A 14175-nucleotide genomic window follows, 5' to 3' on the forward strand; every position below is an offset into this window, starting at 1 on the left:
AATTCCTTCAAATTGACATTAGCCCACCCCCGTGTTAAACACTCGAAAAGACTCTTGCTAACACCCCAGCCTCCAGCACCTGATTAACCAATGCCATCACAGATAATCAGGACTTTAGTTCACCAACAAGCTTTTTGTTTAAAGGTATTTTCTCCCATTACATTCATATATTTAGTAATTTCTTCCTAATTGAATGATATAATAGTAGTGTGAAAGCAAATACATATTATTGGAGGAATATCTTTTGTTTATTAAGAAAACCGGTAAAATTCTAATGTTGTCTTTATTAGCAGCTTCTATCCTTGTTCCAGTTTCTGTTTCTGCTGCGAGCACAGCAACAAACAACGATTATACAAAATTAAAAGAAGATTTTTCAGCGAGGTATAAGAACAAACTGAATATCTCTCCTGACAATTCATTGAAAAGTGTCAATTTTGGAATGAAATTTAACAGACTTGCCGCTAATGATGAAAATCAAATTATTGAAACTGAACCTAACGATTACATCGAATCCGCTGAACGTTTACCTCTTAATGCTTATGGATTAGGGATGTTGTCCGGATATGATATTGATGTATGGAGAATTGACCTCCCTCGTGACGGCAAGGTAATGGCTGCAATAGCTTCTGGCTACAACGGTGTTTATGGCACAGATGCAGTACTGGTTTTAAGTGACTCTGCTGATACCGCTATTTATCCAATGGATATGACTCAAGATGAAGAAACCGGAGCAAAAGGGTTTGTTTTCGAGTTAGAAGCGGGTACGTATTATATTCACGCATTCGATTATAACCAGAGCTATGAAAGCGGTACCTATGCAGTGACCACTGCTTACGTTGATAACAGTGGCGATACAACTCCACCTAGCCGTCCACGGGTTAACAAAGTAGACGATAACGACCGGGTAATTACGGGAATTGCGGAAGCAAATTCAAATATTGGAGTATTTGTAAATGGAGAGTTATATGCCGCCAACTATGCAAACGCATCTGGAAAGTTTAGCGTAGCTATTAAACCTATAAAAGCTGGTAGTCGAGTTGAAGTTTTTGCTATGGATGCAAGTGATAACGTAAGTGCCCCAGCTGGATTATTTGTTGCAGATAAGACACCACCAGGATTAGCTGTTAATAAGGTTTTAACAAAACATAAAGTAATTACTGGTAAAACCGAAAGAGGGAGTACGGTTGTTTTAAAACAAAAGAACAAAGTCGTTGGTAAAGGAAAGGTCGATAGCAGAGGTAATTTCAAAATCGCTATTAAAGCTCAAAAATCCGGAACTAAGTTTGATGTAGCAACAACCGATAAATACAAAAACGAAAGAAAAGTCACCATCACAGTTATGAAAAAATAAAATTAATTAAGAGTCTATAACTAGGCTCTTTTTTTAAAACAAACGAGATCACCCGTGACTTCATTCGTGGGTTGTTGACTTCATCCTGATTAGTAAATTTGTTTCAAAAGTTTTGTAAAAAGAATGACCGACATTCTCTAATTTTCCCTTACCTTTGAAAGAAATTTACCTACAATTATCTAGTACAAAAAACCCCATACCATTAATCATTATTAGTGATTATCGGTATGGGGTTTAGTTTAGTTTACAAACTTATAGTTATTAAATTAACAACTCTTCAATACCGTTCCCAAAACCAACCGCAATTTGATAAACTTCGTGCCCATCCCCTTCATAGATAACGAACCCGAAATCATCCCTTATTTGGTAAGTAGAGATACTTACCAGCACAGTTGAAACACCAGGTCTCACCGACCCAGATATCGCATGACTTATCCATAACTGCGTAGTATCTGTTGAAACCATTACACCTTTTTTCATGGGAATTTCATTTATATACTCCCATGTCAATTCGTTCAAATAACCAGGTGAGACTATTTTTAAATTGAAGGAACGAGTTTATAAAGATGAAAAAACTATTCAAGATTTTCTTCTGTTCTTAGGAGCATCTTCCAAGAAATCGACGATTTTATATTTAAATCGACGATTTTTCAAATATTTCGACGAAAACAGAGTGATATCGATTTTTCGGAGGGATTCGACAAGGCGCTACTCATCCAAAACAAGCCATACTAAAAAGAACCCTTATCAAATAAAATAAAAGGAAGGAGGAATGCGCCATGGACGAAAGGTACCCGATTGGAACGTTTCAGCATGATGGAGGAATTACAAATGAACAAGTGGAGAAATGGATCACCCAAATTGAAGAGCTGCCCCAGCAGCTGCGCCAAGCGGTAGACCAGCTCACGGATCAGCAGCTGGAAACTCCATACCGTCCCGGCGGATGGACAGTACGCCAAGTCGTCCATCATCTTGCCGACAGCCATATGAATGCATTTATCCGATTTAAACTGGCTATGACAGAAGAACGGCCGCTCATCAAACCATACAACGAAGGAGCATGGGCCAGGCTTTCTGACTCCAGCTTGCCGGTTGAGCCTTCACTAAAGCTGATTGAAGCCCTGCATGTCCGACTGGTTACCGTGCTGCGAAGCCTAACTCAATCTGATCGAAAACGGATATTCATACATCCAGACTCCGGCGAGGTTTCACTAGGGAAAAACATTGGACTGTATGCCTGGCATGGAAGGCATCATCTTGCACATATTAAGAGCACCATATAAAACAAGCCTCCGCATATGCGGAGGCTTGTCCTCAATTTTTATAGGATGTTGCCTAGCAAACCGCCAAGCAGACCATCATCATCTTCGTCTTCGTTATCACTGCTTCCTTCATCATCGTCATTTAAAATACTGCTTAATGATAGGCTGGCACCAACATTTAAATCAAGCTCCTGGCTTTGCTCATAGCTCCAGCCCATGCTTTCCATCCAGTCCTGCATTTCTTCTTCGCTCATGCCTTTTTCATCGGCCCATTTTTCCAGATCACCGGCTTGCCAATCATTTTCTTCAGCCCATTTGCTGAATTCATTGTAAGAAAAGGACTGTTTGGACTCATATTTCGCATCCAGCACCGTTTCTAAATCCAAGTCTGTTGATTTCTCTTGTGCAGATGCGGCGCCGCCTGCTGCTCCCAAAGCGAGTGAAAGGGCTAATCCTGATGTTGCGATGGTTTTAAACATTCAAAATCTCCTCCTTAAAATTTAGAATCACCAAGCATACGGAGAAGGTTCATATAAAAATCAGTATATTTCAGGGGTTGGGAGGAAGGGGCTATGATCTGTAAAGGATGTTATTTACCTGTCATAATTAATAGATTTAAAAGGGATAGTCTGTGATTTTAAGGTTATGAAGGATAATAAGGGGAGAGAAAAGATGTGGAATTTTCAAGATGCTGCTAAAAAATACAAACTTTAATCATGCTTTTTATAGGCTTCTGGCAGAGTACCCTAATACAAAGCTGATTATAAACTGATAAGGGACAAAGCTGCTATAAAACCGTCAGCGTTGACCCTCTAAAGTTTTGGAAAAAGAGGTTTTTATTTAGCTGTTCCCTCAAATTCAGTAATCGTAGCGGAAAATTTAATCTGAGTCTCTTTGATGATGGTTTGGAGGCTGTTTGTGATGCTGCTGACTTTTTGCGCTTCTTTTGTGATGTACTCTACATTGGAGTTTACTTTATCAATCGCTTCGTCAACATTCGTTGACAATCTGCGGATTTCATCTGCGACCACTTTAAAGCCTTTTCCTTGCTCGCCAACCCGTGCTGCTTCAATTGCCGCATTTAAGGCGACCATATTGGTCTGTGATGAGATATGGCTGATGGTTTTGGAGGTCTGGCTAATTAAATCAGTTTGTTTTTGCAGGGCCTGAACTGCCTGAGTGCTTTCTTTGGTATTCGCAACGACCAGTTCAGCTAATTCCTCAGGCATGCTTTTTAGGTCGGAAATAATATTTAGCGTTTTGTTTTCATGTTCCGTTATATTGGTTGCAATTTTTAAAACGGCGGTTACTTCTCCTGTTTCATCAGCAACGGGAATATAGGTTGCCTCAAACCAAAGCAGGCTGCCATCTTTGCTGACACGCTCAATTTTCTCTTGAAACTTCATCCCTTTTTTCAAATTTGACCACAGTTCTTCATACTCCTGGCTATTCAGAAATGCTGCGGTACAAAACTTCTGGTGCTTCAATCCGTTCATTTCTTCCGGCCGGTAGCCCATGGCTGAAGCAAAGTTGTGATTTACCCATATAACTTCTCTATCCAAATTGAATTCAATCATAGCCAGATGAGTCTCCAACGCTTTTAAAACGGCATCAGTACTTAAAACCTGAGTAATTGTCATTCGATTGTCCTCCAAATCCCACGGTATATATTAGGTATATCGGACTACGGAGAGAATTCTTTAGTAAAATAAAGAACGCCCTGCAAACAGGACGTCCTTCTATCTAACCCGCCTTTTCCTCCTAACAAATACAAACGCCAGCGCCACAATCCCGCCAATCAGCGAAGCATACACAAAAACCATATCCCTCATGTATTCAAGAAATCCCAATCGATCACCTCTTTTTATGGGGTCAGTCCCCTGCTGTGCTAAAGGAATAAAGCTCGGGCACCGTTACTGAGAGGCTTTGCCGCTCAAGGGCTCGCGGCGTTCAGTCTTTGTCCCCTTTTGCGTTAAAGCAGTGCGGGACTGGCACCGGGTCAGTCCCGCACTCTAATAAAGAAGTAAAGCTCCGGCACCTTCGCTGGAACACATTGCAACTAAAGGCTTCCCAGCGTTTGGTCTCAGTCCCCTTTTGCTTTAAAGCGAAACGGGACTGACCCTCAAGAAGGATTATAGGTTTCGTCGCTGTGCTCATCATCCTGATTTGTTTCTTTCGTCTGATCATACAGAAGCGTCAGCGGACAGAAGCGCAGAATTCCTTCTCCGACTTTCATTGCGCCAAGCATGATCAGAAGAATGAGTGACTCTCTCCATGGTTTTTTTGAGTATTTGGCAGAAGCAACAGCAACTAATGTTAATCCGGCAGTAATGCGGATGAGGGCATTAACGATGCCAATATTAGGTTTAATCAAGGGAAGACCTCCTTAAATTGTGAAAAGTTTTCAAATTATTTTGTTCTTTCATGCATTAACGTATTAATTGTGATAACATGAAAAGGAAAATTAAGGACGCAAACGGCACTTTTGTGAAAGCGTTTGCCTAATGATTCCAGAAGGAGGATTCATCGATGCCGGAACACCGAGCTGTTTGGAAAAATGATCAGATTCGCAAACAAATCCAAGTACTTGACCAGGAAGTGGCGCCGACAATCCTCTTGAAAAATGCGGTCATCTTGAACTCATACTTGAAACAATGGATCCATGGAAACGTTTGGATTTATGGAGATCGCATTGTTTATATAGGCGAAGAGCTTCCGAAACATTCAGACCAGACCGAGATCATGGATTGTGAAGGGCTGTATCTTGTACCCGGATACATTGAGCCTCATGCTCATCCTTTTCAGTTATATAATCCCCAGACATTGGCCCGATATGCGGCCCAATATGGAACAACGGCGATGATCAGTGACAATTTGAAGCTGCTGTTTCAAAACGATCAAAAGAAAGCGCTTACTTTAGTGAGGCGCTGCTCCGAAGAACCTTTTCACCACTATTGGTGGGCGCGGTTTGATCTTCAATCCGAGGTCGAAAAGGAAGATATCATCCTTTCCCCCGACCGGATTTCGGCATGGCTCGACCATGATTGCGTCTTGCAGGGAGGGGAGCTGACGGGATGGCCAAGCCTGATTGCCGGAGATGATCTCATGCTTGACCGAATTCAGGAGGCGAAAAAGAAGCGCAAACGGGTGGAGGGGCATTTCCCTGGAGCATCTGAAAAAACACTTACTAAAATGAAGCTATTTGGAATCGATGCCGATCACGAAGCGATGACTGGAAAAGAGGTATACTCGCGTCTGCTTGCAGGCTACACGGTCGCACTCAGGCATTCCTCGATCAGACCGGATCTGCCTAAACTGCTGAAGGAAATCAAGGAACTGCCGATTGCTTCCTATGAGCATTTATTTTTAACGACAGATGGGGCAACACCGGCTTTTTATAAAGACGGGGTGACGAATCCTTTAATAGAAATGGCGCTGAACGAAGGAATCGATCCAATTGATGCGTACCATATGGCAAGCTTCAATATTGCACGCTACTATGGAATTGATCATTTGCTTGGCTCGGCTGCAGCAGGCCGTTTTGCAACACTGAACTTCTTAGACGATCCTTCAAAGCCGAATCCGGTCCATGTCATGGCAAAAGGGAAATGGCTGAAAAAGAATCATCAAAATGTTCAAGAGGATTTACAGGAGCTGCCTTGGAAGGACTGCGGATTTTCTCCTCTCAGCATGACGTGGGGGCTCACGATGGATGACCTTCAGTTTTCCATGCCGCTCGGTTTGCACATGGTGAATGGCGTCATCATGCAGCCGTATTCCGTCAGCCGGGATTTAGCGACCGATGAATTGTCCATTGAGCATGATGAATCGTTCCTGGCACTGATTGACCGGAATGGGAATTGGAGGATTAACACTGTCTTGAAAGGATTTGGCGGAGTAAAAGGACTTGCAAGCTCCTTCTCAGCGACTGGCGACATTTTGCTGATCGGCAAAAATAAGGAAGATATGATTGCAGCTTATAAACAGATGGTTGAAATCGGCGGCGGCATTGTCATTTGCGAGGATGGCAGCATCCGTTATGAACTCCAGCTTGAACTGAACGGGACGGCTTCCAAAGCAGAGCTGCCTGAGCTGATGGATAAATACCGGGAGTTCCACTCTTTCCTAAAGGAGAGAGGATACGCATTCGAGGATCCAATTTACACCCTGTTTTTCCTTTCCTCCACCCATCTGCCGTTTGTCCGGATTACGCCAAGGGGAATTTTCGACGTGAAGAAAAAAACGATACTCTTTCCATCGATAATGCGTTAAAATAGGAAAGTATAACGAATAATTATAAATAAGATATTATTTTCTTCCATTTCCTTTGAATTTTAGACTGAATGCCATAGATCAATATATAAAAAGGAGAATGACTGCATGCAAATTGATAAATTGCGCGGCAAAGAGCTTGATCAACTGTTTGAATCAGTGCTCTCCCTGAAAGACTTGGATGAATGCTATCGGTTTTTTGACGATTTGTGCACGGTGAATGAAATTCAATCATTGGCACAGCGCCTTGAAGTGGCAAGAATGCTTCGCGAAGGGTTTACGTATCATAAAATTGAGACGCAAACTGGTGCAAGCACAGCAACCATTTCCAGAGTAAAGCGCTGCCTGAATTATGGAAACGATGCCTATACAATGGCGCTTGAGCGCATTCATAAACAGCCAAATGAATCATAAAAGGGACGCCCGCTGAGGTGTCTTTTTTTGTGCTTCTTTTCCATTAATCAATGCCCGGGTAATAGTGTTCAACCCACCTTAATTTGATATAATAATGAAATGGTTAAAAGGGAGGCGTACATGATGTACGATGTAAAAGAATGGCGCCACGCGTTTAAGCTAGACCCGGACAAGCTGATTACGGATGAAGACCTGGAGCAGGTTTGCGAGTCGGGGACAGATGCGATTATCATTGGCGGAAGCGATCATATAAACGAAGAAGACATTTTGAATTTAATGGCCCGTGTAAGACGGTATCTCATCCCGTGTGTACTTGAAGTCTCGACACTTGAAGCCGTCGTACCTGGATTTGATTTGTACTTTATTCCTACAGTATTCAACAGCCGCGACCCAAAGTGGATTGTGGAGCTTCATAAGAATGCCATTAAGGAATACGGAGAGCTGATGGACTGGGATGAAACGCTTGTAGAAGGCTACTGCATTTTAAATGAGGATTGCAAGGCCGCTAAACTGACGGATGCCGATACATCAATTGAACTTGAGGATGTGAAGGCTTATGCAAGAATGGCGGAAAATATGTTCCATCTGCCGATATTCTATTTGGAATACAGCGGTACATATGGAGATCCTCAAGTTGTGAAGGAAGTGAAATCCGTTTTGAACAGCACGAAGCTGTTTTATGGAGGAGGCATTACGACTCCTGAGAAAGCAGCGGAAATGGCAAAATTCGCAGATACGGTCATTGTCGGAAACGTCATCTACGACGATTTAAAGGCGGCTTTGAAAACCGTTGGCGCAGTGAAAAGCTGATTGCAAAAACAAGTGGATAGAATTAAAATAAAAGAAAGAACAAACGTTTGGTTAGGCGGTGGAAATAGTGGATTTTATAGCACAGCAGTTATTAAACGGATTAAATGAAGAGCAGGGGAAGGCCGTAAAAGCTACTGATGGCCCTCTTTTAATTATGGCAGGAGCGGGAAGCGGAAAAACCAGGGTGCTTACTCACCGGATTGCCTATCTAATGGCAGAAAAACGGGTGGCTCCCTGGAACATTCTCGCTTTGACCTTTACAAATAAAGCAGCAAGAGAGATGAAGGATCGGATTGGACGCCTTCTTGGACCTGGAGCGGATGATATTTGGATTTCAACGTTTCACTCCATGTGTGTCCGTATTTTAAGAAGGGACATCGATCGGATCGGAGTGAACCGGAATTTTTCCATCCTCGATTCAGCCGATCAGCTGTCCGTCGTAAAGTCCATCCTTAAGGAACGGAACCTTGATCCGAAAAAATATGATCCCCGTGCCATTTTAGGCTCGATCAGTTCGGCAAAAAATGAATTGATTGATGCAGAGGAATACGCCAAGTCCTCAACTGGCGGCATGTTCGAGCAAATCGTCAGTGATATTTACACCGATTATCAGAGAAAGCTGCTGAAAAACCAGTCGTTGGACTTTGATGACTTGATTATGACGACAATCCGTTTATTTGAAAGAGTTCCTGAGGTTCTTGAATTCTATCAGCGCAAGTTTCAATATATTCACGTGGATGAGTATCAGGATACAAACAGAGCACAGTATCTGCTTGTCAAAATGATGGCCTCCCGTTTCCGTAACCTGTGTGTGGTAGGGGATTCGGATCAGTCCATTTACGCATGGCGCGGAGCGGATATTTCAAACATTCTCTCCTTTGAAAAGGATTATCCGAATGCGGAAGTGATCATGCTTGAGCAAAACTACCGCTCGACTCAAAGAATTTTGAATGCAGCGAATCAGGTCATTCAGAACAACTCCAACCGCAAGCCGAAAAATCTTTGGACGGAAAATGCTGAAGGAACGAAGCTGAGCTACTATCGCGCAGACTCTGAATCAGCAGAAGGCCAATTCGTCGCGGGGAAAATTAAGGAAATGTACGATCAGGGAAAAAGGAAGTTTTCTGATTGTGCCATCCTATACCGCACGAATGCCCAATCACGGGTAATGGAGGAAATCCTGATTAAGTCCAGCATTCAGTATCAAATCGTCGGGGGCATCAAGTTCTATGACAGGAAAGAGATCAAGGACTTGCTCGCTTATCTTCGGATGATTGCGAATCCGGATGATGACATCAGCTTCGCCCGGATCGTTAATGTGCCAAAGCGGGGGATCGGAGCGACTTCAATCGACCGTGTGGCAGGCTATGCGGCAGAAAATGATCTTTCCATGTACCAGGCAATTCATGAGGTAGACTTCATTGGATTGCCGGCAAAGGCGACGAACGCACTGATTGAATTCCGTGATTTAATCCGCAACCTTACCGGTATGCAGGATTATTTATCCGTCACGGAATTAACGGAAGAAATTCTTGAGAAATCCGGCTATAGAGAAATGCTGAAATTGGAAAAGAGCATCGAAGCACAAAGCCGCCTTGAGAATATCGACGAGTTCCTGTCTGTTACGCAAAACTTTGAAAAAAACAACGAAGATAAAAGCCTTGTTTCCTTCCTGACGGATCTCGCGCTGATTGCCGATATCGACTCGCTGAGTGAAGAAGAGCAGGAAAAACAGGATGCGGTCGTTCTTATGACGCTTCACTCGGCAAAAGGGCTGGAATTCCCTGTCGTTTTCCTTATGGGAATGGAGGAGGGAGTATTCCCTCACAGCCGTTCTCTTATGGAAGAAGGAGAAATGGAAGAAGAGCGCAGACTTGCATATGTAGGGATTACAAGGGCTGAAGAAGAGCTGTATTTAACCAATGCTCAAATGCGGACGCTCTTCGGCCGGACGAACATGAATCCGGAATCCAGGTTCATTGCTGAAATACCTGAGGAATTATTGGAAAACCTAAATGAGAGTAAAAAAACGATGACCACCCCGTTCGGCAATACGAAGCGGGACCGCAAGCTTATGGCCCAAGTCAAACGTCCGGTAAAAGCATCAACCGGCGGAGAAGGATTTGACTGGGGTGTGGGCGATAAAGCCGAGCATAAAAAATGGGGTGTCGGAACCGTTGTCAGTGTGAAGGGCGAGGGTGACAGCAAGGAGCTGGATATCGCCTTCCCAAGTCCGGTAGGCATCAAGAGGCTTCTTGCAGCATTTGCTCCAATTAAAAAAATGTAATGATCACGGATAGCTTTAGGAAAGGATTGGGATTATGACCGATTTTCAATCATCCCAGAAAAGAGTTCAGGAGCTGCATGAGCTTTTAAACCGCTACAATTATGAATACCACGTTCTGGATAAACCTAGTGTACCAGATGCCGAGTATGATCAGCGCCTTCATGAGCTGATCAGTCTCGAAGAGCAGTTTCCGGAGCTTAAAACGCCTGATTCCCCTTCCCAGCGGGTTGGCGGAGCGATTTTGGAAGGCTTCAGCAAGGTCGAGCATAAGACGCCGATGCTCAGTCTCGGCAATGCATTCAATGACCAGGATTTGCGGGATTTTGACCGCCGTGTCCGCCAGAATGCAGGAGACGATGTTCAATATGTCGTAGAGTTAAAGATCGATGGCCTGGCTGTATCGCTCCGTTATGAAAACGGGGTGTTCGTCCAGGGAGCGACAAGAGGGGACGGCTCCATCGGGGAGGATATTACAGAAAACCTCCGTACCATCCGCTCCATCCCGCTTCGCCTGAAAAAATCCTTGTCCATCGAGGTAAGAGGCGAAGCATTTATGCCGAAAAAATCGTTTGAAAAGCTAAACGAAAAAAAAATTGAGCTGGAGGAAGAGCCATTTGCAAACCCGCGCAACGCGGCTGCCGGCTCTCTCCGCCAGCTGGATCCGAAGATTGCCGCGAAACGTAATCTCGACATTTTCGTCTATGGTATTGGAGACCTAGGTGAAACAGGAGTTGAAAAACAAAGCGAAGGCCTTGATCTTCTGGATGAGCTTGGTTTCAAAACGAACCTTGAAAGAAAGAACTGCGAAACCATTGATGAAGTCATTGAAATTTTGCATACGATTCAGGAGCAGCGCAGTACGCTTCCATATGAAATTGACGGAGTCGTCATCAAGGTAGATGCGTTAAGTCAGCAGCAGCAGCTTGGATTTACCGCGAAAAGCCCGCGCTGGGCCATTGCCTATAAATTTCCGGCAGAAGAAGTGATGACAAAGCTGCTTGATATTGAGCTGAACGTGGGAAGAACCGGAGTCATTACACCTACAGCCATTCTTGAACCTGTCCGGGTAGCGGGGACGACTGTTCAGCGCGCTTCCTTGCACAATGAAGACCTGATCCGGGAAAAGGATATCCGTTTAGGTGATTACGTCATCGTGAAAAAAGCGGGAGATATTATTCCAGAGGTCGTAAATGTTCTCGCCGACCACCGAACCGGTGACGAAAAAGAATTCGCGATGCCAACCGAATGTCCGGAATGCGGGAGTGAACTCGTCCGCATCGAAGGCGAAGTGGCATTAAGATGTATTAATCCGATGTGCCCTGCCCAGCTTCGCGAAGGTTTGATTCACTTCGTTTCAAGAAACGCCATGAACATTGACGGTCTTGGCGAGCGCGTGATTGCCCAGCTTTTTCAGGAAGGGTTAATAACCGATGTGGCAGATCTGTACGAGCTGACAAGAGACCAGCTGCTTGCTCTTGACCGGATGGGTGAGAAATCAACGGAGAATCTTTTGAATGCCATTTTAAAATCAAAAGAGAATTCTCTTGAAAAACTTCTGTTCGGACTCGGAATCCGCCATGTAGGCTCAAAAGCCGCGAAGACCCTGGCTCAGAATTTTGAAACGATGGACCGCCTCATGGAAGCAGAACGTGAAGAATTGCTCGCCATTAACGAAATTGGAGACAAAATGGCCGATGCAGTCGTTACGTATTTTGAAAAACCGGAAGTGGCCCAGCTCATCGATGAGCTGAAAAGCCATGAAGTAAACATGAACTACAAAGGACCAAAGCTTGTCGCACCTGAGGAAATCGACTCCTACTTTGCCGGCAAAACCATTGTGCTGACCGGCAAGCTTGAGGAAATGGGCCGAAATGAAGCAAAGGCCGAGATTGAAGCATTGGGCGGAAAAGTAACAGGCAGTGTCAGCAAAAGCACAGATCTCCTGATAGCCGGGGAAGCAGCAGGAAGCAAGCTGTCAAAAGCACAAGAGCTAGGCATTGAAATATGGGATGAAGCAAGAATGATAGAGGAATTAAAGAAATAAAGCAGGGAGTGGGCATTCTTTGAAAAAATGGATCGTCATCCTGGCGGCCTGCAGCATGCTATTAAGTGCATGCGCACCAAGCTTCGGAGATGACAATGAAGTCGTTCAGGAAACAAACAACGAAAAGCAGAAGGCGATTATTCCGAAAAGCACCATCTCTGACGCTGACTACAGCGTTGTCCTCCCCTTCAAAACGGGAGCAGCAAGAGGCCTTACGGCTGAAAACCTGAACACAAGACTTGACCTTGACCAGTTCGAAACAGGATTAATGGACCTCGCTCAAGAGCCATTTCCATCGAAAAACAACTACTATTATCAAGAAGGCCAATATCTAAAAGAAGATCAGGTACGCGGCTGGCTAAGGTATAAGTACGAAGGAAAAGCACTCGAAACAAAAGAAAAAGAAGCTAAAGACAGCAAACAGGAATTCAGCAACGCCGGGCTCAATCCGGTCATATCCGACCTTGAAGCAACAGACACACCAAAATATCTGGCAAGCGTCCTTGAACAAAACTATTTCAAGAGGGTCGACGATAAAACAATTGAGCTTGGCGGCGTCATGATCGGGGTGGCCTTAAACTCCGTTCATTATTATAAGCAGGATGATATTGCAAAAGAAACCAAACTGGACAGCTCCACCATCCGTAAGGAAGGCGAAAAAATTGCTGCTCAAATTGTAAAGCAAACCCGCCAAAACAAAGAACTCGCCGATGTTCCGATAACAGTGGCGCTGTATGTCCAGCAGCCGAAATCCTCTATCGTGCCAGGGGAATTTATTGCGAAAAGCGAAGCCAAACCAGGAAGCAGCAACCTTGAAGGCTGGAAAGATATCAATGAAAGCTATCAATTCTTCCCTTCACCTGAAGCCAAAAGTGAAAAGCCTGAAGACGCGGATACATTTGAACGCTTCAAAGAAGAAATCGGCGATTACTTCCCTAACTACACGGGTGTAATCGGAAAAGCTCATTACAAAGACGACGAACTGAAGGAACTGAAAATTGAAATTCCCATGCAGTTTTACGGAAAAGCCGAAGTCATCGGCCTCACCCAGTTCGTCATCGAAAAAATCAACCAGTACTTCCCGCAGGACTACATTGACCTGGAAATCAACATCACCTCCACCGGCGGACAGGAAGCCCTTATCACCCGCAAAGCAGGGGATAAAAAACCTGTTACGCATATATTTAAATAATGTTTTTGAGACTGCCTGAATGATGCGGGCGGTCTTTTTTTGTGCGGTGGTCGGGAAAGCTCGCTGTTGTGGCGAAGAGATCGTGTATTTGGTGCAACTGAGCGTGTCGGTGTCGGACTGAAACATATGAGCGCGCCTGACCCGCACTCTGCTAAAGCATGAAAGCTCCGGCACCTGCCCGGGAAACCGCTGGACCGCAAGGGTTTGTGGAACACTGCCTCTGTCCCCCGATGCGGTGAAGGATGAGGGGACTGGCACCGTGCCAGTCCCGCTGTTCTCTGCCGGATTAAAGCTCTGGCACCTATGCGATTGAATGCTGGTATATATGGGATTGCGGGCTATGGTCTTTGTCCCCCGATGCTTTAAAGGATAGCGGGTCAGGCGCCTTTCAGTCGAGAGCTCCACCGTCTTTCAGCGCTGAGCAAACGCCCTTTCGAACTTGGTTTCAGTGTCTAGCTCCGGCGGCTAGCGCTTCGGCCGCTTCGCCGGCCCTGTCAAAGTCAAAGAGCGACTTTGTCAGTTCCAGCTCCACCGTCTCTCAGC

General features: G+C 44.6%; 12 protein-coding genes. 8 read left to right on the plus strand and 4 right to left on the minus strand.

What is annotated here, in order from left to right:
* Window positions 1–244 precede the first annotated feature (244 nt).
* Complete coding sequence (locus J9317_RS02015; RefSeq protein ID WP_211556077.1) at window positions 245–1351, plus strand: Ig-like domain-containing protein; 1107 nt, start codon at window positions 245–247, stop codon at window positions 1349–1351.
* A gap of 779 nt (window positions 1352–2130) precedes the next feature.
* Window positions 2131–2634 (plus strand): YfiT family bacillithiol transferase, encoded by a 504-nt coding sequence (locus J9317_RS02020; protein WP_211556079.1) that lies wholly within the window; start codon window positions 2131–2133, stop codon window positions 2632–2634.
* A 38-nt stretch (window positions 2635–2672) separates the two neighbouring features.
* Here J9317_RS02020 and J9317_RS02025 read toward each other — a convergent pair whose 3' ends face one another.
* The 4 genes from J9317_RS02025 to J9317_RS02035 all read right to left on the minus strand — a co-directional run bounded on the left by J9317_RS02025 (window position 2673) and on the right by J9317_RS02035 (window position 4984).
* Window positions 2673–3092 carry a hypothetical protein gene (locus J9317_RS02025; RefSeq protein ID WP_211556081.1) on the minus strand — a complete coding sequence of 140 codons (420 nt, stop codon included), beginning with the start codon at window positions 3090–3092 and terminating at the stop codon, window positions 2673–2675.
* Between the two features lie 357 nt (window positions 3093–3449).
* Entirely contained in the window at window positions 3450–4253 is an 804-nt protein-coding gene (locus tag J9317_RS02030; protein WP_211556083.1) for a methyl-accepting chemotaxis protein, read from the minus strand.
* 99 nt (window positions 4254–4352) lie between these two features.
* Window positions 4353–4445: an EYxxD motif small membrane protein gene (locus J9317_RS20870; protein ID WP_347880546.1), complete on the minus strand. Its 93-nt coding sequence runs from the start codon at window positions 4443–4445 to the stop codon at window positions 4353–4355.
* A 290-nt stretch (window positions 4446–4735) separates the two neighbouring features.
* Window positions 4736–4984, minus strand: a complete 249-nt coding sequence (locus tag J9317_RS02035) for a YgaP family membrane protein (RefSeq protein WP_211562039.1) — start codon at window positions 4982–4984, stop codon at window positions 4736–4738.
* A gap of 158 nt (window positions 4985–5142) precedes the next feature.
* Here J9317_RS02035 and J9317_RS02040 point away from each other — a divergent pair, with 158 nt between their 5' ends.
* The 6 genes from J9317_RS02040 to J9317_RS02065 all read left to right on the plus strand — a co-directional run bounded on the left by J9317_RS02040 (window position 5143) and on the right by J9317_RS02065 (window position 13632).
* Window positions 5143–6885, plus strand: coding sequence for an adenine deaminase C-terminal domain-containing protein (locus J9317_RS02040; RefSeq protein WP_211556085.1), 1743 nt, complete (start codon window positions 5143–5145; stop codon window positions 6883–6885).
* A gap of 108 nt (window positions 6886–6993) precedes the next feature.
* Window positions 6994–7299, plus strand: coding sequence for a YerC/YecD family TrpR-related protein (locus tag J9317_RS02045; RefSeq protein ID WP_035407713.1), 306 nt, complete (start codon window positions 6994–6996; stop codon window positions 7297–7299).
* A 123-nt stretch (window positions 7300–7422) separates the two neighbouring features.
* Complete coding sequence (gene pcrB, locus J9317_RS02050; RefSeq protein ID WP_211562040.1) at window positions 7423–8109, plus strand: heptaprenylglyceryl phosphate synthase; 687 nt, start codon at window positions 7423–7425, stop codon at window positions 8107–8109.
* A gap of 67 nt (window positions 8110–8176) precedes the next feature.
* The gene (gene pcrA, locus J9317_RS02055) at window positions 8177–10396 is read left to right on the plus strand and encodes a DNA helicase PcrA (protein WP_211556087.1); all 2220 of its coding nucleotides are present in this window, start codon (window positions 8177–8179) and stop codon (window positions 10394–10396) included.
* A gap of 34 nt (window positions 10397–10430) precedes the next feature.
* A complete protein-coding gene (gene ligA, locus J9317_RS02060; RefSeq protein ID WP_211556089.1) occupies window positions 10431–12440 on the plus strand; it encodes an NAD-dependent DNA ligase LigA in 2010 nt (669 codons plus the stop codon).
* A 19-nt stretch (window positions 12441–12459) separates the two neighbouring features.
* Entirely contained in the window at window positions 12460–13632 is a 1173-nt protein-coding gene (locus J9317_RS02065) for a CamS family sex pheromone protein (protein ID WP_211556091.1), read from the plus strand.
* Window positions 13633–14175 lie beyond the last annotated feature (543 nt).

The organism is Metabacillus flavus (assembly GCF_018283675.1).
GTDB lineage: Bacteria > Bacillota > Bacilli > Bacillales > Bacillaceae > Metabacillus_B > Metabacillus_B flavus.

Coding starts and splice junctions, on each gene's coding strand:
- J9317_RS02030 (WP_211556083.1), bottom strand. CDS start 4,253: ATGACAATTACTCAGGTTTTAAGTACTGATGCCGTTTTAAAAGCGTTG.
- J9317_RS02045 (WP_035407713.1), top strand. CDS start 6,994: ATGCAAATTGATAAATTGCGCGGCAAAGAGCTTGATCAACTGTTTGAA.
- J9317_RS02040 (WP_211556085.1), top strand. CDS start 5,143: ATGCCGGAACACCGAGCTGTTTGGAAAAATGATCAGATTCGCAAACAA.
- J9317_RS20870 (WP_347880546.1), bottom strand. CDS start 4,445: ATGAGGGATATGGTTTTTGTGTATGCTTCGCTGATTGGCGGGATTGTG.
- J9317_RS02025 (WP_211556081.1), bottom strand. CDS start 3,092: ATGTTTAAAACCATCGCAACATCAGGATTAGCCCTTTCACTCGCTTTG.
- J9317_RS02020 (WP_211556079.1), top strand. CDS start 2,131: ATGGACGAAAGGTACCCGATTGGAACGTTTCAGCATGATGGAGGAATT.
- ligA (WP_211556089.1), top strand. CDS start 10,431: ATGACCGATTTTCAATCATCCCAGAAAAGAGTTCAGGAGCTGCATGAG.
- pcrB (WP_211562040.1), top strand. CDS start 7,423: ATGTACGATGTAAAAGAATGGCGCCACGCGTTTAAGCTAGACCCGGAC.